We start from the raw sequence: 22,799 nt of genomic DNA, 5'->3' as shown, positions 1-22,799 counted from the left end.
ACCGGGTGGTCCCGTTGTCCGAGGTGGGCGTTATGTTGGGTGCCGATCGTCACGGTACCGGTGCCCGGCGTCGCGGTGGTGCGTACCGACGGTTCCGACAGCCGACTCGCCCGAAAGGTCCTCGTGAAGCCCACCCTGGCGGCCGCGCAGCTCCGCGGCAGTCTCACGCAGTACCTCACGACGACGTACGCGCTGGCCGACGAGGACACGCGGCTCGCGCTGGAGCGGTTCCTGGGGGACCCGGAGACGGGGATATTCCGGGGGCCGTACCTGCGGATCCGGACGCCGTTCCATCCTGCCGCCGACGGATGGCAGGCCGCGCTGGAGTGGCAGCCGTCGTTCACCCCGTGGCGGCATCAGGCGAAGGCGTGGCAGCGGCTGAGCACCTACCGGGGAGCCGCCGAGCCGACGCTGGTGACGACCGGCACCGGGTCGGGCAAGACCGAGTCGTTCCTGATCCCCGTACTGGACCACTGCCGGCGGCAGAAGGCGCTGGGGCGGCGCGGGGTGAAGGCCGTACTGCTGTATCCGATGAACGCGCTCGCCACCGACCAGGCCGGCCGCATCGGCGAGTATCTGGCGCAGCCGGAGCTGGCGCAGGTGACGGCCGGTCTCTACATCGGCGACAAACCGGACACGGATTTCCGGCGGGTGATGACGCGGCGCGAGGAGATGCGCCAGGCGCCGCCGGATGTGCTGATCACCAACTACAAGATGCTGGACCTGCTGCTCCAGCGGGCCGATGACCGGCCGCTGTGGGAGGGCGCGGACCCTGCGTATGTCGTACTGGACGAGTTCCACACCTACGACGGCGCGCAGGGTACGGATGTGGCGATGCTGCTGCGGCGGCTGGCGTCGGCCGTGGGCGCGTCGAAGCCGGAGCGGCCGCTGGGGTCGATCTGCCCGGTGGCGACTTCGGCGACCCTCGGTGAGGGCGGGGGCGACGGCAGTGGCATCCTGGCCGTCGCCGAGCAGGTGTTCGGTGTGCCGTTCGGTCCGGATTCGGTGGTCGGTGAGGAGCGGCTGAGCGCCGACGACTTCGTCGGCGACATCGACTACGAGCTGCCCGAGCCCCCTGACCCCAAGGAGGTCATCGAGGTCTCCGGTGGGCCGGGCGTCGAGTCCGACCCGGACCGGCTGGACCTGGACGGGCTCGCCGAGCGGCTGTTGGGGCGGCGCGGACTGGACGCCTTCCGGATCGGGCGGCTGCTGAAGAAGCACGACTTCACGCACGGGGTGCTCGCGCTGCTGAACGGCGAGCCGCTCGACGCGTGGGGGCTGCGGGACCGCATGGCCCGCTTCGGGTACGCGTGGGCGCGCACCGCGCGGGAGAATCCGCGGCTGGCGCTGGAGGCGCTGTCGCGGTTCGTGGCGCTGCTGTCGTCCGCGCGGGACCCGGAGTCCGACGAGCGGCGGCCGCGTCCGCTGCTGCACATCGAGGCGCATCTGTGGGTGCGGCCGGTGGGGCGGGTGCTGAGCGGGGTGGGCGCGCGGCCGGAGTTCCGCTGGTACGAGGACGAGCGGACCGTCGCCCGGCGCTCGGCGCTCACCGCGGCGTCCGCGTCGGAGGAGTCGTCCGACGGCGACGAGTGGCCGACGGCGGACTCACGGCGGCCCGAGGCGCTGCCCGGTTCGGACACCGTGCAGCGGCCGGCCCAGGCGCACCTGCCCGCGGTCTACTGCCGCGTCTGCGGCCGCTCGGGGTGGGCGGCGCTGTCCCCGGAGGCCGATCCGCAGAAGCTGGAGACCGGTCCGCAGAAGATCTGGCAGGCCGCCGTCGGGCGCGACAAGCGGCGGCTGCGGTACTTCATCTCGGCGACGCCGGCCGAGGCGCGGGACGCCCTCGCAGCACTCACCGGCAGCGCGCCGAAGGCGGCGGGCGGCGTGGACCCGCAGTCCGTGGTGGTGCTGGACGGCGCGCAGGGCACGTACCGGATGCCCGTCGCCGAGGACGGGGAGGGATTGCAGGACGCCTGGTTCGCGCGGGCCGTGCTGGACAAGAAGACCGCCGACCGGGCCGCCAAGGACGACACCTGCCCCGCGTGCGGCGCGGACAACGGCATCCGCTTCCTCGGCACCGCGCTGGCCGCGCTGGCGTCCGCCACGGTCACCCAGTTGTTCACCGGCGGCCAGGAGATCGCGCTGGCGCCGGAGGAGCGCAAGACGCTGCTGTTCAACGACTCCACGCAGGACGCCGCGCACCGGGCCGGATACGTCGCCAACGCGTCGTACAAGTTCTCGCTGCGCTCGCTGCTCGCGCACCGGCTGGACGACAACGGCGCGCCGCTGCCGCTGAACGATCTGATCGGCGACGTCCTGGACTCCGTGGACGATCCGCAGACACTGGCCGCGGTCGTCCCGCCGGACCTGCATGACGAACCGGGCGTGGACCGGCTGCTGTCGGGGCGGGGCACCGGGGACGCGCGGACGTGGAAACTCATCGGGGAGCGGCTCGCGTTCGCGACGGTCATGGAGTTCGGGCTGCGCTCGCGGCTCGGGCGCACCCTGGAGCTGACCCGGACCACGGCCGCGGAGGTGGTGATCGCCGAACCGGACCGGATCGTCGCGCTCGCCCGCGATCTGCATCTCACGCTGCCGGGCCAACTCGGCCTGGACGGCGGCCTGCCCACACCGGACCGCTATCTGGCGTACGTGCGGGGGCTGCTGGAGCGGATGCGGCTGCGCGGCGGCGTCCGGCACCGGTGGCTGGACACCTGGATCAAGGAAGCGGGCGTCAACCAGTACCTCATCTCCGGGCAGCGTCCGGAGGGGATGCCGGCCTTCCCCGAGGGGTATGTGGCACCGCCGAGGTTCCTGCTCGCCGGGCCCAAGGAGAAGACCAAGTTCGACACGATCAGCGGTCGCGGCAACTGGTACCAGGACTGGACGCGGCGCTGCCTCGGCCTGGACGCGGCCCAGGCGACCGAGTACCTGCGGCGGCTGCTGCCCGTCCTCGCCGACGAGGGCGTGGTCTCGGCACGCACCGCCAAGGACCGCGCCACCCGCGTGTACGGGTTGCAGCCCGGCCACATCCAGGTGCGGCTGCTGGCGGACGACCTGGTCAACAAGGCGTTCGTGGCCTGCGAGGAGTGCGGCTGGCAGCAGGTCGTACCGCCCGAGCGGCGCACCCGCTGGTACGGGCACCCCTGCCCGCGCTGGCGCTGCACCGGCGTCCTCACGCCTCCCCAGTACGGCATGTCGTCGACCGGGGCGGGCAGCGGCGGCTTCGGCGGGAAACTGGAACGCGACTACCGGGCCGACTACTACCGCCGCCTGTATCTGACGGGCGGCACCTACCGGGTCGTCACCGCCGAACACACCGGCATGCTCACCCGGCCCGAACGGGAGGGCGTGGAGCGGGCGTTCCGGCAGGGCACCCACTACACCGACCCCAATGTGCTGTCCTGCACGCCCACCCTGGAACTCGGCATCGACATCGGCGACCTGTCGGCGGTACTGCTCGGCTCGCTGCCGGGCGGCCCGGCCAACTACGTGCAGCGTGCCGGGCGCGCAGGGCGCAGGACCGGCAACGCCCTGGTGGTCGCCTTCGGCGGTCGCCGGGCCCGCGACCGGTACTACCTGGACGACCCGACCGAGATGATCGCCGGGGACATCGTGCCGCCGGGCTGCTACCTGTCGGCCGTCGAGATCCTGCGCCGCCAGTACACCGCGCATCTGCTGGACCGGGCGGCACGCGGCGAACTCACCACGGCGGACGGCGAGTCGCTGATGCCCGTGCCGCGCCTGTCGTCGGCGCTGTTCGGCACGACCGGCTGGTGCCAGGACCTGTCGGACGCGGCGCTCACCCACGGGGCCCGGCTGGTCGAGGAGTTCCTGGCACTGTTCCCCGAGGCGCCGGGCGGCCCCGACGACGACCGGGGAGTGTCCCCGCACGCCGCCGACGAGCTGCGGGCATACGCCACCGGCGGCATCGCGCGCACGCTGGCGGAGGCCGAGGAGCAGTGGACGGCGCGCCGCGAGGAGCTGCGCCGCCGTATCGCCGCCATCGACACAGCGGTGGACGGGCTGCTCGCCGAGGACCGTGAACAGGGCGCCGAGCGGCGCGAGTTGCTCGCGGAGCGGCGCGCCACGGGCGAACTGCTGCGCCAGCTCAGCCAGACGAGCGCCCACGGCGCCCTCGTCGAACTCGGCCTGCTGCCCAACTACAGCCTCACCGACACCACGACGTCCCTGGAGGCCACCCTCTACTGGAAGGAGGCCGCCGACGGCGACGAGGGCGCCGAGGCGCCGGAGGGCGACGACGAGCGGCGCGAGTGGGTGTACCGCAGCGAGATGCGCGACTACGAACGCTCGCGCAAACTCGCCCTGACCGAACTCGCGCCCGGCAACAGCTTCTACGTCAACGGCTACCGGCACGTCGTGCGCGCCCTCGACATCGGCAGCCCCGAGCGGCGCGCCTGGTCGGTGTGGCGGCTCTGCCCGGCCTGCGGGTACGCGCGCACCCACGGCGACCCGAAGAACGACACCTCGCCGTGCCCCCGGTGCGGCTCCCGGGAGATCGCCGACGCGGGCTGTGTGCACCACGTACTGGAGCCCCGCCGCGTGACGTCCCGGGACAAGCGGGACGACGCCCGGGTGCGGGACGACCGCGACGAGCGGGACCGCAGGCGGTACGCGGTGCTCACCACCGTCGACATCGACCCGGCGCACCTGGCGGCCGGATCGTGGCGGCACGACACCGCGGTCTTCGGCGCCGACTTCACCCGCAGGGCCGTCGTGCGCACCCTGAACCTGGGGATCGACCGGCAGGACGGCAGCAGCACGGTGCCGCTGGCCGGGGACGACGTACGCCTCAACCCGTTCTACGTGTGCACGAGTTGCGGCGGCGCGACGGCCGACGGACGGCCGGTCGTCGACCAGTCGCAGCACGCGCTCACCGCGTCCCTCGCCCAGTCCACCCGGGCGAGCGCCCACCACCAGCTCTGGTGCCCGCGCCGGCGGCTGCGCGGCGGCGGGGAGGCGCAGGGCGCCGGACAGGACGTACCGCTGCTGCTGGCGCACGAGCTGACCACGGAGGCCGTCCGCATCCTGCTGCCGGCGTCCGTGGCGCGGGCCAAGGAGCGGCTCGCCTCGTTCACCGCCGCGCTGTTCGCGGGCATAGCGGCCCGCTACGGCGGCGACCCGGACCACATCGACATCACCGCCGCGTCCATGCCGGACGGCGAGGACCGCGACTGGCCGCGCCGGTTCCTCGTGGTCTACGACCGGCTGCCCGGCGGCACCGGGTACCTGCACCGCCTGGCGACCTCCGACGGCTTCCGCGAGGTCCTGCTGAAGGCCCGCGAGGTGATCGAGGGCTGCGGCTGCCTGGAGAAGGGCCTCGACGGCTGCCACCGCTGTCTGCTGCGCCGCGTACCGCCGGCCGACTACGACAAGGTCAGCCGCAACGAGGTCCGCCAGATGCTGGACGAACTGCTCGGCGCGGACGGCGAGCGCTGGGCCACCTCCCCCGTCGCCACCACCCAGCACATCCCGATGCACCAGCAGGCCGAGAGCGACCTCGAGGTCCTGTTCATCGACACGCTGCGGGAGTGGGCCCGGCTGCCCGAGAGCCGCGCCAGCGGCGACGCCTACATCACCCCGGCCGGCACCCACGCGCTGGACCTGCGGCTCACCGCCGCCGACGGCACCACGCTGAGCTGGCGGGTCTCCCAGCAGCGGGTCCTCGACGGCACCCGCCCCGACGTCCTCTTCGAACGGGTCGACGCGCCCGGCCCGCGCGTGGCGCTGTACCTGGACGGCTACGAGTTCCACGCCGGCCGGGAGCACAACCGGGCCGGTGACGACGCCGACAAGCGCACCCGGCTGCGCGCGGAAGGGCTCCGGGTCTTCCAGCTCACCTACGGCGATGTGAGCGACTGGCGGCGCCGCGTCCGGGATACCGGAAGCGGGGGTGCGGGACCGGCCGACCCGGTGTGGGAGCCGTATGGCGAGGCGGCCCGCGACAAGGCACGCGGCTACTACTCCACCGTGCGCAGCGGGCTGCCCGGGGAACTCGCGGAGACGGTGTGGGTCAACCCGGCCGTGCAGCTCGTGGAGTACCTGCGCCGGCCGGACGCGCAGCGCTGGCAGTGGCGGGCGGAGGCGGCACTGGCGGGCTTCATGGGCACCGGGATCCGCCCGGTCGCCCTCACCCCGGAGGGGCTGGGCGGACAGATCACGGCGGCGCTGCGCGGCGGGAAACCGGCGGGGCCGCGTGGTCCGGTGCAGCTCTTCGCGGTGACCGACCGCTCGGAGCTGCCGCTGGTCTTCGCCGCCGACGGCCGGGCCAGGCCCCCCGCGTGGACCGGCATCGTCCTCCTCGACGACGCGCCCGGTGTCCACGCCCGGGAGGAGGCGCACAAGCGGCGCTGGCGGGCCTGGCTGTACTGGTCCAACGTGCTTCAGTTCCTCGACACCGGCGGCGGTGACGCCGTCCAGCTCACGACCGGCCGTCTCGACGGGTTCGCGGTGGAGACGCTGGCGGTGACGGGCGGCGGCGGTGTCCTGGAGAGCGTCCGCCTCACTCTCGCCGACGGCACCCCGGCACCGGCCGAGGCCGCACCGCCCGCACCCCAGGCTCCCCCGGCCGCCGAGGTGTCCACCCCGCGTGAGGCGCCGCCCGTCCGGGACTCGGCATGGGACAAGGTCGTCGAGTACCTCGACCCGGACGAGCCCGGTCTGCTCGCGCTCGCCGAGGCCCTCGCCGCGCGGGGCGTCCCGGTTCCCGAGGACGGCTACGAGCTCGACGCGCACACCGGCTGGCAGGCCGAACTGGCCTGGCCGGACGCACGCGTCGGAGTCGTCCGCACCCCGAGCCCACCGGAGGGCGAGGACTTCGACCCGGAGGCCGCAGACCGGGACCGCGACTTCGCCGCGGCCGGCTGGGAGGTGCGGCCCGCCGCCGACTGGACGGCCGACACTCTCGCCGACCGCATCGGCCATCACCAGCCAGACGACACCACCACGGACAACGGGGGGAACGAACAGCCGTGACCGGCAAGAACGTCACACTGCGCCTGCTCGACAAGGCGGACCGGGAGATCCTCAAGCTCCCCCGCCCGGTCAAGGGCGCGATCTACGACTTCCAGCACAAGTTCAAGACCAACCCCGACTCCGCGGGCCTGCGCCTCAAGCAGTTGCAGGGGCACGACAAGCTGCACTCGGCGCGTGTCAACGACGAGTACCGCGCCCTGCTGCTGCGGCTGGCCGACGACGACTGGCTGATCGTCTCGGTCAAGCACCGCAAGGACGTGTACGCGCACCTGGACCGGCTCACGTACTCGGTCAACCGTGTCACCGGCGGTATCGAGTACGTGGACCTCCAGGTCGTACAGGAGGAAGTGCTCGCTCCCGCTCCCCCGCCGAGCGGCGCCCCGGCCGAGCCCGCCCGTCCCGCCGGGCCCGCCGCTCCGGAGCCGCTGTTCGCGCAGTGGTCGGAACAGGAGCTCACCGACCTGGGGGTGGCCCCGTCCCTGGTGCCCGTCGTCGCCGCGCTGACCACTGAGGACCAGCTCCTCGGCCTCGTCGAGTACGCGCCGCAGCTCTCCGGCGAGGTGCTGCTGGCGCTGTACGACGGCAAGTCGTACGACGATGTCCTGGAGCAGGTCACCGCGCCCGTCGCGACGCCCGACCCCGTGGATCCCGAGGACTTCAGCGCGGCCGTCGACCGCCCCGCCACGATCGTCACCACGACGGACGACGCGCTCCGAGAGGCGCTGGAGGGCGAGGACTTCGGACGCTGGAAGGTGTTCCTGCACCCCACTCAGGCCAAGCTCGTCACCCGGGACTACAGCGGTCCTGCCCGGGTGGGCGGTGGTCCCGGCACCGGCAAGACGATCGTGGCGCTCCACCGGGTCAAGCACCTGGTGGAGCGGCTCCCGGCCGGCCGGACCAAGCCGGTCCTGCTGACCACGTACAACAAGAACCTGGCGGCGGACCTGCGTTCACGGCTGCTGGCCCTGGGCGGTGAGGCGCTGCTGTCGCGCGTCGAGATCAGCCACGTCGACCAGCTCGCGCTGCGCACCGTGCGGGAGGCGGAACCGGGCAATCGCAAGCGCATCGTCGACGAGGCGCAGGCGGTCCGCGAATGGCGCTCGCTCCTCGACGAGCTCGGCGAGGGCGGCTGGGACGCGGAGTTCCTGCACGACGAGTGGACGCAGGTGATCCTCGGCCAGGCTGTGACGTCCCGCACGGACTACTTCCGGGCTCGCCGCGCCGGACGCGGGCGCACGGTCAGCCGCGCCGAGCGTGCCGAGATCTGGCAGCTCGCCGAGCGGTTCACGCAGCGCCTGGACCGGCTCGGCGTGCAGACATGGGACCAGATCGCCGAGCGTGCGGCGCAGTTGGAGGCGGGACGTGCCAGGCGCATTCAGGACATCGAGCGCCGGCGGGAGGAGGCGGGTGGGCTCGACAACATCCACGTGGCCGACGGTTCGGGGGGCTGGCTGCGCTACCGGTACCGGCACATCGTGGTCGACGAGGCGCAGGACCTGCGGCCCGCGCACTGGAAGATGCTGCGCGCGATGACCGCTCCGGACCGCAACGACCTGTTCCTGGTCGGTGACACCCACCAGCGCATCTACAAGAACCAGGTGACTCTCGGCAGCCTCGGCATCAACATCCGGGGCCGGTCGTCGAAGCTGTCGCTGAGCTACCGCACCACCCGGCAGATCCTGCGCTCCGCGCTGAACGTGCTCGGCGAGGAGACGTACGACGACCTCGACGGCAGCACCGAGACGCTGGCGGGGTTCCGGTCCGTGCTCAGCGGTGGCGTACCGGACCTGCACCGGCTGGCCGACTGGCAGGAGGAGCGCGAGGCGATCGCTGCCCTGATCGAGTCGTGGGGAGAGGTTCCGCACGAGCAGATCGCCGTCGCCGTGCCGACGAACGACATGGCGCGCGAGGTCGCGTACACGCTGCGACTGCACGACATCATGGCGTTGGAGATCGGCCCGGACGGGCCCCTCGGCGACAGCGGCGTCCACATCGGCACGATGTTCCGCTTCAAGGGCCTGGAGTACCGGCGCATGATCCTGGCCGGGGTGACCGACGGGCTGGTGCCACGCTCCGCCGTCCAGCAGCGGCAGGCGACGGACCCGGCGCGGTACCGGGCGGAGATGTTGCGTGCCCGATCCCTGCTCTTCGTGGCGGCCACGCGCGCCCGGGACAGCCTGGACGTCTTCTGGCACGGGGAACCGAGCCCGTTCCTCAAGGAACTGATCGAGATCCGGCCGCCGGTCACCGCGTGATCCCTCCCCGGGGTCGCTCCGCAGCTCGCCCCGGCCAGTGCGGCATGACCGGCGCCTGGGGCAGGAGGAACGGCCGCCGAGGATCCTCCGGCGGCATCCTCCGGGTCGCGAGCGCCGGGTCGGGGGCCGGCAGGTAGGGGGCGAGGGCCGCATACACGTCCGCCGCGCCGGCGGGACGGTCCTCGGGACGCTTGGCGAGCAGGGCGTGCGTCAGTTCCTGGAGTGCGGCCGGCGCTTCTGCTCCGTGGTCGGCCAACCGGGGCGGCGACGCGGTGAGATGCAGGCTCACCAGCTCGGCGGGGCCCTGCCCCTGGAAGGGCAGCCGGCCGGTGAGCATGTGGTGCAGCAGGCATCCCACCGCGTACAGATCGCTGCGACCGTCCAGCGTCCTGTCCCCGGCCAGTTGTTCGGGCGAGGCGAAGGCCACGTTGCCGAGCGTCTCGCCGGTCATGGTGAGCTGCGGGTCGGTGTCCGCGAGGACCTTCACCAGACCGAAGTCGAGGATCTTCACCAGGCCGCTGGTGCGGACCATGATGTTCTGCGGCTTGAGGTCCCGGTGGACGAGGCCGGCGGCGTGGGCCGCGGAGAGCCCCGAGCACAGTTGCGCGGCCACCGAGGCCGCGACGGGCACAGAGAGGCGCCCCTCGTCTGCGGAGTCGACCACATCGCCGAGGGTCGCTCCGTCGACGAGCTGCATCACCAGGCAACAGACCTCTTCGGTGACGGCCGCGTCGTAGACCGTGGTGACGTTGGCGTGATCCAGGCTCGCCGCGGTCTTCGCCTCCCTCTCGAAACGCGCCAAGGCGGTACGGCGCCGGTCGGGCAGGGCCAGCAGATCCGCGGTGACGGTCTTGACCGCGACAGGACGCTCCAGATACACGTCCGTGCCCTGCCAGACATGCCCCATCGCCCCCCTGCCCAGAACACGATCCAGCCGGTACCTGCCGCGCAGTACCTTGCCCGCAGCGAACTGCTCCACGTGCACTTCCTTCAGTGAGCCGCAACGATGGCCGGCGGGCGGAACGTACGGCCGAAGGCCCGGTGTCGACCGCCCGCGGAAGAAGTCAACCAGTCCCGCGCAGGCGCCGACGGCAGCCCCCACCGTGACACCACGGCACCCAGCCGCTCGTACAGCTGTCGGGAATACCTTCGCGGCAGGTGACAGCAGCAGGGCATACTCCGGACTCTTCGCGATCTTCCGATGCTCCGTCGTCTCAAGCCCCCTCCCAGGAGGACCTCGCCCGATGGGTCACCTCGTGCGTGTGCACCCGTGTGTACACAGTTCCGTGACGATGACTCCTGCCCGGGACTGTGACTCCGCGGGGAGAGTGCGGCACCCGTTCGCACAGCAGGGAACAGGTGACGCTCCCCTTGAGACGTCGTTCGCACGCGAACGGTGACCCCGAAGCGACGAGGTCGAAGGGCTTGAGCTCGGGCAAGCGGTGAGGTGCTGGTGGACTGCCGGACATCCACTCCCGGCACGGACGCATCGACTCGGCCGTGTCGCGGAAGGATGAGATGGTCGTGCCATCCGCCGAGGGGAGGCAGAGGTGGGGCAGTCGTTGAGCATCGCGGTGGCGCAACCGCGGTGCAGGGCTCACGACGTGAGGGCCAACGCGGTGGCTCACGCGGAGGCCGTGCGGGCGGCGAACGCACGGGTGGTGGTGTTCCCCGAGATGTCGCTGACGGGATACGAACTGGACGCGGCGCCGGTCTCCCCGGACGATGGGCGACTGGCTCCGCTCATCGCCGCGTGCGTCGGGACGGGGACGCTCGCCCTGGTCGGCGCGCCGGTCGCGGGACCGCGCATCGGCGTCCTGGCGGTGGACGAGGGCGGCGCGCGGGTGGCCTACGGAAAGGTCCACCTGCACGGCCGCGAGGCGGTCCGCTTCGTACCCGGCGAGCCGGCCGTGATCGACGTGGACGGGTGGCGGCTCGGGCTCGCCGTCTGCCGCGACACCGGCATCCCCGAGCACGCCACGAGGACGGCCGCGCTGGGTATCGACGGCTACGTGGCCGGGGTCGTCCACGCCGCCGACGAGGCCGAGGTGCACGGCGAGCGTGCCCGCCGGGTCGCGGCCGACCACGGCGTGTGGGCCGCCACCGCGGCCTTCGCGGGTCCGACCGGTGGCGGATTCCATCGCACCTCCGGCCGTTCGGGGATCTGGTCCGCCGACGGAGAGCTGCTCGCCGAGGCGGGCCCCGACCCGGATGGCATGGCGCGAGCGGTCTTCGTCAAGTGAGCCGAAGCCACCGCGGACATCGTGCCTGAGGGGACGACGTGCGCCGCTCGATCTGCCAACTGCCGTGCGGCTTCCATGTCGTTGACGTGTCACGCGACTGCGCAGGGACCGACGGCAGGACGGCGTCTCCGTGGAGGCTTCCGCGCGCCATCGCACTGCCTACTGCCCACTGTCGTGAACACGCCAACGTGCGGCATCCTGGGCGCCGTCCGCATCCGCTGACACCACCACCGCACGCACCTCGCAGTTCGGAGACGGCAATGCGATCGATACGCATCACCCTCGTGAGCCTCATGGCCCTGGTGGCCGGCCTGTTCGTGGCGACGCCCGCGCAGGCCGCTCCCCTCTTCAAAGCCCCCTACGCCTGCGGCCAGAAATGGACGTACAGTCACCACTCGGCCGAGGTCCGCCGGGCGCTGGACTTCGTCCGCAGTGACGGCGGCGCCACCAACAACGCGCCCGTCCTCGCCTCGGCAGCCGGCACCGCCACCCGGCACTACCAGGCGAACGGCGCCGGCAACTACATCACGATCGACCACGGCGGCGGCTGGCAGACGTACTACTTCCACCTGAACGCCTTCTCCGTCGCCAGCGGCGCCCACGTCAGCCAGGGGCAGCAGATCGGCACCACCGGCAGTACCGGCAACAGCTCCGGCGCGCACATCCACTACGAGCAGCTCCTCAACGGTGTCGGCCAGAACATCCGGATCAACGGAACCGCGCTCGCCTACCCCGGCTCGTACGGCAGCCACCACCTGACCAGCGACAACGGCTGCGGCGGCACCGGCAGGTACTGGGTCGACACCTTCGCCGGCACCACGGGCTACGCACAGCCCAACACCAACGACGCGCAGGGCATGCTGTACGCGGGCACGCACTACGTGTACTGCAAGGTGTGGGGTCAGGAGATCCGCGGGGCCAACGGCACCTACAACCACTGGTGGCTCAAGACGGACCTCGACACCACCTACCCGGGCAAGAACGGGCGGGGAGCGTACGTCTCGGCGTACTACCTCTCCCGCTGGGGCAACGACGAGGCACGGGACAACAACGGGACCGTTATACCCGACTGTTGACGATACGTTAGACATGCTCCTCCGGCCTGCCGTTGATGTCGGCAGGCCCTGGCCACCGGACTCCGGGCAGCCCCGCCTGCGCCCTCCCCGGGGGCCGCACCGCACGGCGCCCTGCCGTACCCGGCCGCGGCCCCCAGCTCCCTCGTCCCTCGTGCCCCTCGTGCCCCTCGGAGGCCGATGCCTGTCGCCGGCGTGGGGGCTCCGCCCTGCTCGCCGCAACCCGACCGCCCTCGCGGCCCCACCAGGGGCGGGGCCTTCCGATGCCGCTTCGTGATCTGCAGGGACACAACCCGGCGTCGGCGCCGGTCGTCTGTAAGGCGCCGGGGACGAACTCCGGCGCCTGTCGGTACGGATGGGGGACCAGGTGGGGAAGCAGTTCTGGAGAGTCGTCGTGGCCGGTGGGGCGGCGACGGCGTTCACAGCCGTGGCCGCGGTGCCGGCCGGGGCGGCCGAGGGCGGGGTCTCGTTCTCCCGTGTCCAGGTGAACGGCGGCAAGCCGATCGTGATCGGAACGTCGGCGGAGGTCGCGGTGCCCGCCTCCTTCCGGATGACGACCACGCGCAGCTGGAAGTGGCCGGCGGTGTTCCTGTACCGCAAGGGCGACGACCGGCTGTGGCACGCCATCGAGACGAGCGACTGCATCAGGGTGAGTGCGAGCGTCTGCGACTTCGACGAGACGATGTACTTCGACCCGAGCGTGTGGGACATGCGCAACAGCGAGGCCGGGGCCTGGAGCGTCGGGGCCGAGGTGTACTTCAAGGGCGGCGGCGGTGACGTCGACGACAAGGGCCTGACGGTCCACGTCAAGCGGAGCTCGCGCCTGACCGTCAACGCCTCGCCGGAACCGGTGGCCAAGGGCAAGACCATCACCGTGACCGGAAAGGTCACCCGGGCCAACTGGGAGACCAGGAAGTACGCCTCCTACGGAGACCGCCGGGTGACCCTCCAGTTCAAGCCGTCCGGCGCCACCTCCTACAGCACGGTGAAGAAGGTGTACGCCAACGGCTCGGGCAACCTGCGGACGACCGTGAAGGCCTCCACGACGGGGACGTGGCGCTGGGTGTACTACGGCAACACCACGACCGGACCGTCGAAGTCGTCCGGGGACAACGTCGTGGTGAAGTGACGACCGCGCCTTCGGCGGACCGTTGGTCGCCGCACCGACGGTAACGGCCGCGTCGGTCCCGGGCGGCGGGTGCACGCCGGCGCGCACCCGCCGCCCTGCGTCTCGGCCGCGGCCCCGAGCTCGTCCGCGCGGCGCGCCGGCCACCCGAGCCTGCCTTGCCCAAGTCGCCGCCGAGCGCGTGCCGAGGGGTTGATGTTGAGCCTCAAGGGGAGGACGTCGAGTGGCCGGTGTGCCGCTCGCCGAAACAACGGGTGGAGACGGCAGCCGGGGCCCGGGCACCCGCCGTTCGGCGATCGCGCAACGATCTGGGGGAACGCGCCACCCCGCCGCTCGGGCCCATGCTGGGAACACCTTGGCGACTGGTCCCGGCGACAGGGCATACTCCTGACTCCTCGCGATCACCCGACGCTCCGTCGCCCCCCCTTTTCCCTCCCTGGAGGACGCCCCTATGGGTCAACTCGTGTGTGTACACCGGTGTGTGCACGGCTCCATGACGAGCACGCGCTGCCGGGGCGGTGCATGACCTGTGGATGTCGCTCGCGTCGTTGTCCTGACCCTGGTGGCGGCGATCGCTGTCGTGGCCTACCGCCGTACCATGGCAGGACCCGCCGCCCCGAAGGGATCCGCACGGCGGGCGAAGGCGCTCGGCCTGCTTCCGCGGTCGGCCCAGAACACCCGGCAGGTCGCCGCCGACCCCGAGCTGGAGCAGGCGCGCGCCGCGGCCTCTCGGGGCGACTGGGAGCCTGCGGCCCACCTGCTGGCCCGGAGCAGGGAGCTGGGTGACTGGGGGCGCCGCTCCTTCCACGCCGACGCACTGGGAGACCATGAGGCCGCGCGTCCCGGGAGTTGGCTGCAGGCATGGGAAACGGCAGTGGGTCCCGACGACCCCGACGCCGCGCTGATCCGGGCACGGGCGACGGTGTCGCTGGCCTGGCACCTGCGGGGAGCCTCCTGGGCGCGGGAGACCAGCCGGAAGCAGTTCGCGGAATTCCACGCGGTCCTCGCGCAGGCGCCGGCGTTGAACGCGCGTGCCGTACAACTGAATCCGGGCGACCCGTCCCCGTTCGTCGCCGAGATCTGGGCCGCGCTCGGACTCGGCGCGTCCCAGGAGCAGATGCGGCAGCTCTGGAAGGAGGTGACCGCCCGGGACCCGCACCACTACGGTGCGCACCGCGCCGCCCTCCAGTACTGGTGCGCGAAATGGCGCGGGTCGGAACATCTGGCCGTCTCCTTCGCGCAGGAGGCCGCGACCTCGGCTCCGCCCGGCAGTCTCCTCACCGCGCTGCCCCTGGTGGCGTGGTACGAGCACCGCGATACCCAGGCCGAGACGGACGACTTCCGTGCGCCCTACCTCGTCGCCATGGTCGACGCCGCTCTGGCCGACGTGGAAGCGGCCCCGCCGGACCACCCGGACACGGCGTCCGTACGGCATCTGCTGGCCTACTTCCTCACCCGGCAGGGCCGGTACGACCTGGCGTTGCAGCAGTTCCGTCTGGTCGACGGCCATGTGGACGCGCTGCCGTGGCGGTACTGGGACAACCCGGCCGCCGTGTACTGCCTGTGGCGGGACCGGGCGGTCCAGGGCGCGCAGGGGCGCTACACCCACTGAGTCGCCGCGGACCGGTCACCCTGTGCCCGGTGGGCGAAGGGCGCGAACCCTCCGCGGGGACCGGGCGCCTACCGCAGGAGGGCCTGCGGGTTACGGACCGCGTGCCACAGGCCCGCACCCAGCGACAGGACCGTCACGGCGAAGAAGACCCAGAAGAGGAACTCGGCTCCGGGCGCGAGTTCGTGGACGGTGCCGTCCTCCCACAGGCAGTACGCGCGGGGCGGGAAGGCAGTGGACACTCCGGTGACCTCGCCGTCGCCGATGACGCCCTCCCCGTACGGCACCCTCGGGCAGGGGGCGGTGTCCGGGAAGAGCACGGGCTCGTCTGCCACCATGATCACGGCCCAGGTGAGCGAGCCGAGCGGGACCGACCAGAACACCGAGGTCCGCACCCAGACCGACAACCGTGCGTGCGCCAGCAGGCCGCGCAGCGCGACCCAGCCGATGACCAGGCCGACGAAGACCAGCAGCAGGGTCACGAGACCGCCGCCGCCCTCAGCAGGGTCACGACACCGCTGCCGCGGTCCGGCGCGCCCGGAGCTCGGACGCGTAGCCCGCGCCGATCGCGAGGGCGGCGGTGGCCAGGGCGAGGGAGGCCGCCGTGCCGTTCATCCAGGCGTAGTCGGGGTCGCCGGAGTACACGGTGCCGTCGTCGCGGACGCAGTCGAAGCGGAGCGGCAGGTAGGAGGAGCGGTGGTGCGAGAGGCCCTGCTTCACCTCCGGGGCGATGCCGTGGCGGCAGGCGGGGGCCGGGGTCGAGTCCGCGCCTTCGCCGAACGCCTGCTCCGATGCCAGGACGCCGAACAGGCCCAAGGAGTACACGGCCGCCGCCCCGCACGCCGTCGCCACGGCCGCGCGGCGCAGGAGGTGTTGGGACCACGGCTGAGGCCGCCCGGGGAGGGCCATCGCCACGACCCCGGCCAGGGCGACGAGTGCTCCCGCACCACAGAGGAGGAAGAGCCCCAGTCCCAGGATCACGCCGATCACGTCCCTTTCCGGCGGGCGACAGGACCGAGCGTGTCACACGGCCACGCAGACCCTAGTGCACGGTCTGTTCGACGACGGCCGGTGGAGCCCGGGGGGCCTCCCGACGTCATGGACGGAGTCCGGGCCCGGGCGGAGCCAGGGGCACGGGTGAAGGCGAGGCACGGGCGGGGGCAGGGTCAGGTCGCGGGCGAAGGCGGGGCACGGGCGGGCTCCCGGGAGGGCTCAGGGGCCGGTCACTGCCGGGCATCCCTCAGGTACACGATCCCGTCGATGCGGGGCAGATGGGACGGGTCCAGTGGGGCGTAGCCGAAGTACGGGGAGGTGCGGCGGGCGGGTGGAGTGTCATGCAGGGTTTCCGCCAGTCGCGGTGCGCTGACGAGGCAGGTGGGGGCGGGGTTCGGGTGCAGGTGGCCTTCCAGGGTGTCGGGGGGCGGCGTGCCCACTCCGTGGTGGGCGAGGGTGCCGAGGGCGCCGGCCAGGAAGCCGTACCGGTCGCCGAGCCGGGTGCTCACGAGCGCGCCGGCGCTCCACCATTCCAGGTGGGGGTGGTCCCACATGCTCATCGTGCTCAGGTCGCGCTGGAGGTGGCTGTTGTGGGCGTGGACGAGGACGGGGCCTCGTTCGGCGAGGGCGAGGAGGTTGTCCGCCATCATGGCGTCGCGGGTGGCCAGCAGCCCCGGCATACGGGCCGGGGAGGTGTCGGCCATCCAGGAGTGGTAGCGGAGCAGGCCGGTGGCGGTGCGCCCGTGCAGCCGCGCCCGGTGCCAGTCCTCACGGGGGCCGGCCGTGACGAGGTGGGGCATGCGGGTGTCGAGCACGGCCGTCAAGTCGTCGGCCAGGAGGCGCAGTTCCCCGGCCTGCGCCGAGCGGCCGACGGACCGGGCGGGGTCCATCAGCGCGCCCGGCTCGGTCCACCGCTCGTCCGGGCCAATCAGGCGGTCGAGGGTGTCGGTGGTGCACGGCAGCAAGGCCGCCTCGACGTGTGCCGCGAGGTAGGTGTGGAGTGCCATGAGGCAACGGCGGGGGCTTTGGGCGCCGTCGATCTCCAACGGGCCGTCGATGCCCGCGAAACGGAGACGCTCCCGCTGCGGGCGGTTCTCGTTGTGCTCGCGCATCCAGCGGACGAGGGCGCGGTTCGCCTCCGAGGCGCCCCAGCCGTGGCTGAACCCGTGCTCCATGACGTGGTCGAGCGCGCCGGTACCGCCGGTCACGCCGGTGACGTAGTCGTCCACGACCAGGCCGGCCGTGCAGTCGGTCTCCAGAGCGATCGTCCGGTAGTCCTCTGCCTCGACGAGTCGGCGGAAGAGGTCGTTGCGGAGGTGGAGCAGGTCCTCCACGCCGTGGGTGGGCTCCCCCAGGGCGAGGACCTGCGGGCGGGAGGGGAACAGTGCCATCACGGCTGCGGCGTCGACGGCGTGGGCGAGGTCGTGCGTGTCGGTGGCCATGGATTCAACGGTATCGTTGAACTTTCGATGGAGACTTTGACGCAGTAGCCTCCGCACAATGGGGACGAAGCTTCAAAGCGGTGGGAGACTGCGGCCCGTCGACCTGGCCCGGCGGCACGGTCTGTCGACCCAAGCCGTGCGGAACTACGAGGGCGCCGGCATCCTGCCCCCCGCCGACCGCACCGCCCACGGCTACCGCACCTACACCTCGGTCCACGTCCTGGCCCTGGCGGCGTTCCTGGCGCTGGTGCCGGCGCACGGTCACCGGACGGCCTCGGCGATCATGCAGGCCGTGAACCGCGGCGCGGAGGACGAGGCGCTGCGTCTGATCGACGAGAGCCACGCACAGTTGCTCGACGACCGGCGCACTCTGCTGGCCGTGGAGAGGGCGGTCGGTGATCTGGTGCCGACGTCCTCCGCCGCCGTACAGCCCGACCGGCGGACTCCCGGGTCACGATCCGGACGCCGGTTCATCGGCCCGCTGGCCCGGGAGCTCGGCATCCGGCCTGCGACGCTGCGCAAGTGGGAGGCCGCCGGACTCGTGCGGCCCCGACGTGACCCGGTGACCGGATACCGGGTCTACGACGACGATGACGTGCGTGACGCGCGGCTCGTCCATCAACTGCGGCGCGGAGGACATCTGCTGGAGCAGATCGCCCCGTTGCTCGCGCAGGTGCGGGAGGCGGGCGGGCTGGAGCCCCTGGAGGGGACGCTGCGCGAGTGGCACGGGCGGCTGGCCGACCGTGGGCGGGCGATGCTCGCGGGGGCGGCGGAGCTGGACGCGTACGTGCGTCGGCTGCGTGCGGAGGAAAAGTCGTGTGTGAGAAGGGAGGGGTAAGGCGTGCGATGGGAGGAGTGAGGCGGCGTAGGGACGGTGGTTCGGTTGCGGGGTGGCTGCGTCGGGCCGGTGGCCAGGGCGGGCGGTGAATCCGCCCCGTTCCCGTGGTGGGGCCTCGCCGCCCAGCGCGTGCCGGCGCCCCGGGGTCGATCATGCGATGTGCCTCGTGCGTCGGGCATGTGATCCATCGCGCGGCCGGGCGGGCGAACCGGACCGCCGTGTGCGTCGGGCATGCAATCCCCACCGTACGGTCAGCACGTGTCCGTCCGACTGACTTCCCTGGCACGGGGGCGCGACCGGGCAGGAGCGGAAGGAGGCCCGGTGGCTGACGGCACCGCACGCTCCCTTCCGCCGTTCCCGACATGGGCCGCGCCCCTGCATGTCCGCGGAGCTGCGAGCGAGCCCCCGTGCTACGGCCCGCCCTCGCTTCCTACTTGGCCAGGCGGACCTTCTCGTGGTCGAGGAGCGCGGTGTGGGTCGCCGCCGTGATGATCAGGAACGTCAGCAGGAGCCCGGGCACCGCGCTCCCGTCGTCGTCGGTCGGGCTGACCACCAGACCGAGGGAGAACACGGTGATCTCGGCAATGACGTACGCGGCCGCGAGCCAGACCTTCACCACCCCCTTCACGGAGGCGACGACGAACGGCACCGCCAGGGCCAGGCCGAGGGTGACGATCGGGACGAGCGTCCAGAGCACTTGGGCGAGGGTGGACGCGAACATCCGTGGTCGAGGCGGCGCGAGCGGCGCGTGGAGGTACGGGTTCGGGGCGGGATTGGGTGCCATCGCTCCTCAAGCGGTTCGTGTGACCAAGGGACGTTGTGGTCGTCATGTAAGGCCACCGGGCGCCATGACACCGGCCGGTCCGGGGAGTTGCCAGGGCGCATCGGAGTGAGCGGGGTTACGCGATGCACGGCGGGCGCCGTTCGGGCCCGACCCGACCACCGCGCTGCTCGTGCTGAACGGTTCAGGGCCTGACTGCCCGTCGGATCGGGAGTTGTCCCGCCGTCACCTGGCCTTCCCAGGTGTTCCCCGGTGCCCCTAGGAGTCATCACGGCCCGGCGAAGCCCTTCCTTGCTTTCGTGGGCTCGCCGTAGCACTCGTCCGTCCCCGTCGGCGCGTATCGCAGGAGACGCTTCGACGACGATGCCTACAGCTACGGTGCTACGGCTACAGCCACGGCCACGGCTACAGCAACAGCCACCGTCTACGGCCGCGATCCCGTCGCCGGGCGCGCTCCCGACATGTCAGGGTCGCGGTTCCTCCGGGGTCATCGGGGGCTCGGTCGGCGTCGGGACGGGCGTGCCGAAGAGAACAGCCCGGGCCACCGAGGGCGCGAAGACGGCGGTCAAGGGCGCGGACAGGCTGAGTACGGAACGGAAGGCGGCGCCCACCACGGGGTCTCCGGCGTAGCGGTCCTGGACCCGGCTGAGGTACCAGTGGGCCGCTCGGTCGCCCGCGCGGGGGGCGACCGCGTTGCCCGTCGCACCGGGCATGCGCTTGTCGGCTCCGGCGGAGATGTCCCACGCCTGCCGGGACGAGGACAGCAGGGCCCGCTGAACGCGGCGCGTCGTGGGCCGGTGCCGCGGGTCGGCCAGGGCGTCGCGGAGCGCGACCGCGTTCAGGGCGGCGACGCTCATGCCCTGTCCGTAGATCGGGTTGAAGGTGCACAGGGCGTCGCCGACCGCCAGGAAACCGGCCGGGCGACGACCGGGCAGGTCGTACCGGCGCCGGACGTTCGCGGTGTGGCGGAAGCCGTGGACCGGTGACAAGGGTTCGGCCGTGCTCAGCCAGCGGTGCACGAGCGGGTGCGGCAGCTTCTTGGCGTAGGCCACGAACTGGTCGCCGTCCGTGGGCGGTTCGTCAACGCGCAGTCCGGACAGGGTGACGAGGTGGGTGCCGTCTCCCAGAGGCAGGACCACGGCACCGTACGTCTGGGAGGGGTTGGGCACGACGTAGTAGCCGAGTGCGTCGGTGCCGAGGATGCCCTCCTGGTCACGGTAGACACGCGTGCCGTAGGCGAGACCCGTGTCGATGGTCTCCTCGTGCGGGGCCTCAGCTCCGAGCGCCGTGAGCCACTGAGAGGCCTTCGTGCTGCGCCCGGAGGCGTCCACGACCAGGTCCGCCTCGACCAACCGGGGTTCCGGTCGGGTCGCGTCGCCGCGTTCACGCAGGAGCACGCCACGCACACGTGAGGCGTCTCCCAGGAGACCGACGGCGTCCGTGCCCTCCAGCACCTTGATCAGCGGGTTGGCGAGAACCCGTCGCCGGACGAGGTGTTCGAGTTGCGCGCGGGGACCGGTGTGGTAGTGCGCCGATGAGGGCAGCCGACGGAACCAGCGCCCGTTCTGCCACTGCACCATGTCCGCGGGGACACCCACCCGGGGCGCTCCCGCCCCCTCCAGTTCCTGCACGAACCCCGGGAGCAGTGACTCGATGGCCGTCCGCCCTCCCTCCAGCAGGACGTGGATGTGCCGGCTCTGCGGCACACCGGGGCGTGGCTCCGGCGCCTCGGGAAACCGGTCACGTTCGACGACGGTCACCCGGTCCGCATGGGCGGCGAGGACGTGTGCCGCGAGCAGCCCCGCGAGGCTGCCGCCGACGACCACCGCGTGGCGTCCGCCCCGGATGCTGCCCGTTGTCACGTTTCCCTGCGCATCGTGCATCGTTTCCGCTCCTGGTTGGCACATCGTCAGAAAGCGCCAGTATCGCCCGTAGAGGGCGGCGGACAGTGGCTTTCGGCACTTCATCTCTTCATGACCGACTGCCGCCGGCCGCTCGGTCGGTCCGACCGAGCGAGCGAGCGGAGGGCTGTTGTCCGCGCCGACTGGCGGGGGCACGGTTCGCCGGGTCGGCATCGGTTGGGGGGTTGGGGCTTGGGGATTGGGGGGTAGGGATTGGGGGTTGGGGATTGGGCGTTGAGTGATCAGGGGGCGGCGCGCCCGGTGGTCGCGGCCCGGACTCTCTGCGTCGGCTCGGCGCGGAGGCGTGAGTGCCGCGCACGCGTGAACGGCGCGCGCCGTGCTGTTTCGGGCCGAGAGCAAGTCTCCTTCCTCATCGCACTGTTCCGGCACCGTCCGGCACCGGCACTTGATGCTGGTGGGCGCGAAGCCGTGATCACCGTGGCCGGTACAACATCGCGTACCTGGGCAGTCGGTGGTTGACCTTCGTCGGCGTCTCCCGGGAGGAACATCACCATGGCCGTGCCCGCATCACACGCCACCACCGCCTCGGACTCCGTGCGCACCCGCCGCTCGTTCGAACTGCGCAAGACCGCCATGTACTTCCTCCTCCTCGCCGTCATCCTGACCCTGACGGGCCTGGCCGCCCGCACGGTGGCCGCCGCGGTGGAGCGTCGTCCCGGCTGGGCGTTGGCCCTGGCCCTCCTGGTGGCGGCCGGGGCCGTCGCCTTCTGGCGAAGAAGGCGCCGGATATCGGCGGTGAAGCTCGCCCGCACGGCCGCGCGGGCCCTGGACGACGCCGCGGAGACGGCGGTGGACGTGCTCGACGAGACGCCCTCCGTCGCCGGGGACGCCACCGTGCCCCACTCTCCCGTCACCCCGGCCGGTTCTCCCGCCCCGGAGGCGGGAGGGGCGCCGTCCGGTGGCGAGGTGGTGGGGCCCGAACTCACCGCTGTGATCGACGATCCGGTGGCGGACGCGCGCCCCGCGGCCTACGACGCCCTGGATCCCTACGAGTTCGAGGAGGCGATGGCCGAGCTGTGCCGTCGGGACGGCTGCTGTGACGTCGAGGTCGTGGGCGGGGCCGGCGACCTGGGCGCCGATGTCGTCGCGCGGACGCCGGACGGGCGTCTCCTCGTCGTCCAGTGCAAGCGGTACGGCGACACGAACAGGGTGGGTTCCCAGGACATGCAGCGGTTCGGTGGCACGTGCTTCACCGTGCACGGGGCGGATGTGGCCGTGATGGTGACCACCAGCGACTTCACCGGCCCCGCGCTCGAGTACGCCGAGCAGTGCGGGATCGTCTGTGTGAACGGTTCCGACCTGCTGCGCTGGCGGGACGGCTCGGGGCCGAGCCCCTGGGAGACGGCGGACGCGGCGGGCTGACGCGGCGGCACGCCTGTGACCTTCCCGGAGCGGTGGCGCCGTCCGACGGCGTCACCTCGATATCACTGCGTCAGCTCACCCTCGCCGGCGCGGCACACGGGGGCGCTGGGCGCGGGGGCGCTGGGCGGCTCGCTGCGGCGACGGTGTTTCTGGTCCACA

The 22,799-nt window shown here is 72.3% G+C and carries 14 protein-coding genes; 8 read left to right on the top strand and 6 right to left on the bottom strand.

All coding sequences use genetic code 11. The features are described 5' to 3' along the window. Positions 1-123: 123 nt before the first annotated feature. The gene (locus AC02VZ_RS18505) at positions 124-6,996 is read left to right on the top strand and encodes a DEAD/DEAH box helicase (protein WP_476475908.1); all 6,873 of its coding nucleotides are present in this window, start codon (positions 124-126) and stop codon (positions 6,994-6,996) included. Continuing rightward, positions 6,993-9,251 (top strand): UvrD-helicase domain-containing protein, encoded by a 2,259-nt coding sequence (locus AC02VZ_RS18500; protein WP_476475894.1) that lies wholly within the window; start codon positions 6,993-6,995, stop codon positions 9,249-9,251. The genes AC02VZ_RS18505 and AC02VZ_RS18500 overlap by 4 nt, the downstream gene beginning before the upstream one ends. On the opposite strand, the gene AC02VZ_RS18495 is transcribed toward AC02VZ_RS18500, so the two are convergent. Next, entirely contained in the window at positions 9,241-10,230 is a 990-nt protein-coding gene (locus tag AC02VZ_RS18495; protein WP_432058286.1) for a serine/threonine-protein kinase, read from the bottom strand. The genes AC02VZ_RS18500 and AC02VZ_RS18495 overlap by 11 nt on opposite strands. Positions 10,231-10,801: 571 nt before the next feature. Between AC02VZ_RS18495 and AC02VZ_RS18490 the strand changes: the two genes are divergently transcribed. The 4 genes from AC02VZ_RS18490 (at position 10,802) to AC02VZ_RS18475 (ending at position 15,305) form a co-directional block, all read left to right on the top strand. Next, positions 10,802-11,494, top strand: a complete 693-nt coding sequence (locus AC02VZ_RS18490; RefSeq protein ID WP_476475893.1) for a carbon-nitrogen hydrolase family protein — start codon at positions 10,802-10,804, stop codon at positions 11,492-11,494. 260 nt (positions 11,495-11,754) lie between these two features. Then, positions 11,755-12,570: a M23 family metallopeptidase gene (locus AC02VZ_RS18485; protein WP_432058287.1), complete on the top strand. Its 816-nt coding sequence runs from the start codon at positions 11,755-11,757 to the stop codon at positions 12,568-12,570. 364 nt (positions 12,571-12,934) lie between these two features. After that, positions 12,935-13,696, top strand: a complete 762-nt coding sequence (locus tag AC02VZ_RS18480; RefSeq protein WP_476475892.1) for a hypothetical protein — start codon at positions 12,935-12,937, stop codon at positions 13,694-13,696. A gap of 595 nt (positions 13,697-14,291) precedes the next feature. Then, positions 14,292-15,305, top strand: a complete 1,014-nt coding sequence (locus AC02VZ_RS18475) for a hypothetical protein (protein ID WP_476475891.1) — start codon at positions 14,292-14,294, stop codon at positions 15,303-15,305. Positions 15,306-15,373: 68 nt separating this feature from the next. Here the strand turns inward: AC02VZ_RS18475 and AC02VZ_RS18470 are convergent, their stop codons facing one another. From AC02VZ_RS18470 to AC02VZ_RS18460, 3 genes are all read right to left on the bottom strand, one after another. Further along, the gene (locus AC02VZ_RS18470) at positions 15,374-15,784 is read right to left on the bottom strand and encodes a hypothetical protein (protein ID WP_476475890.1); all 411 of its coding nucleotides are present in this window, start codon (positions 15,782-15,784) and stop codon (positions 15,374-15,376) included. A gap of 25 nt (positions 15,785-15,809) precedes the next feature. Further along, on the bottom strand, positions 15,810-16,292 hold the full coding sequence (locus AC02VZ_RS18465) for a hypothetical protein (protein WP_476475889.1): 483 nt from the start codon (positions 16,290-16,292) through the stop codon (positions 15,810-15,812). A 233-nt stretch (positions 16,293-16,525) separates the two neighbouring features. After that, entirely contained in the window at positions 16,526-17,737 is a 1,212-nt protein-coding gene (locus AC02VZ_RS18460) for an erythromycin esterase family protein (protein ID WP_476475888.1), read from the bottom strand. Between the two features lie 58 nt (positions 17,738-17,795). Here AC02VZ_RS18460 and AC02VZ_RS18455 point away from each other — a divergent pair, with 58 nt between their 5' ends. Continuing rightward, complete coding sequence (locus AC02VZ_RS18455; RefSeq protein WP_476475887.1) at positions 17,796-18,575, top strand: MerR family transcriptional regulator; 780 nt, start codon at positions 17,796-17,798, stop codon at positions 18,573-18,575. A 430-nt stretch (positions 18,576-19,005) separates the two neighbouring features. Here the strand turns inward: AC02VZ_RS18455 and AC02VZ_RS18450 are convergent, their stop codons facing one another. Further along, complete coding sequence (locus AC02VZ_RS18450) at positions 19,006-19,359, bottom strand: hypothetical protein (RefSeq protein ID WP_476475886.1); 354 nt, start codon at positions 19,357-19,359, stop codon at positions 19,006-19,008. Positions 19,360-19,820: 461 nt separating this feature from the next. Beyond that, positions 19,821-21,218: an NAD(P)/FAD-dependent oxidoreductase gene (locus AC02VZ_RS18445; protein WP_476475885.1), complete on the bottom strand. Its 1,398-nt coding sequence runs from the start codon at positions 21,216-21,218 to the stop codon at positions 19,821-19,823. Between the two features lie 552 nt (positions 21,219-21,770). Here AC02VZ_RS18445 and AC02VZ_RS18440 point away from each other — a divergent pair. Continuing rightward, positions 21,771-22,640, top strand: coding sequence for a restriction endonuclease (locus tag AC02VZ_RS18440; RefSeq protein ID WP_476475884.1), 870 nt, complete (start codon positions 21,771-21,773; stop codon positions 22,638-22,640). Positions 22,641-22,799: the final 159 nt, after the last annotated feature.

It is taken from the genome of Streptomyces sp. 3-6, assembly GCF_056323165.1.
Note: the sequence above shows the minus strand (reverse complement) of the source record. Positions and strands in the feature narration are given on the sequence as shown.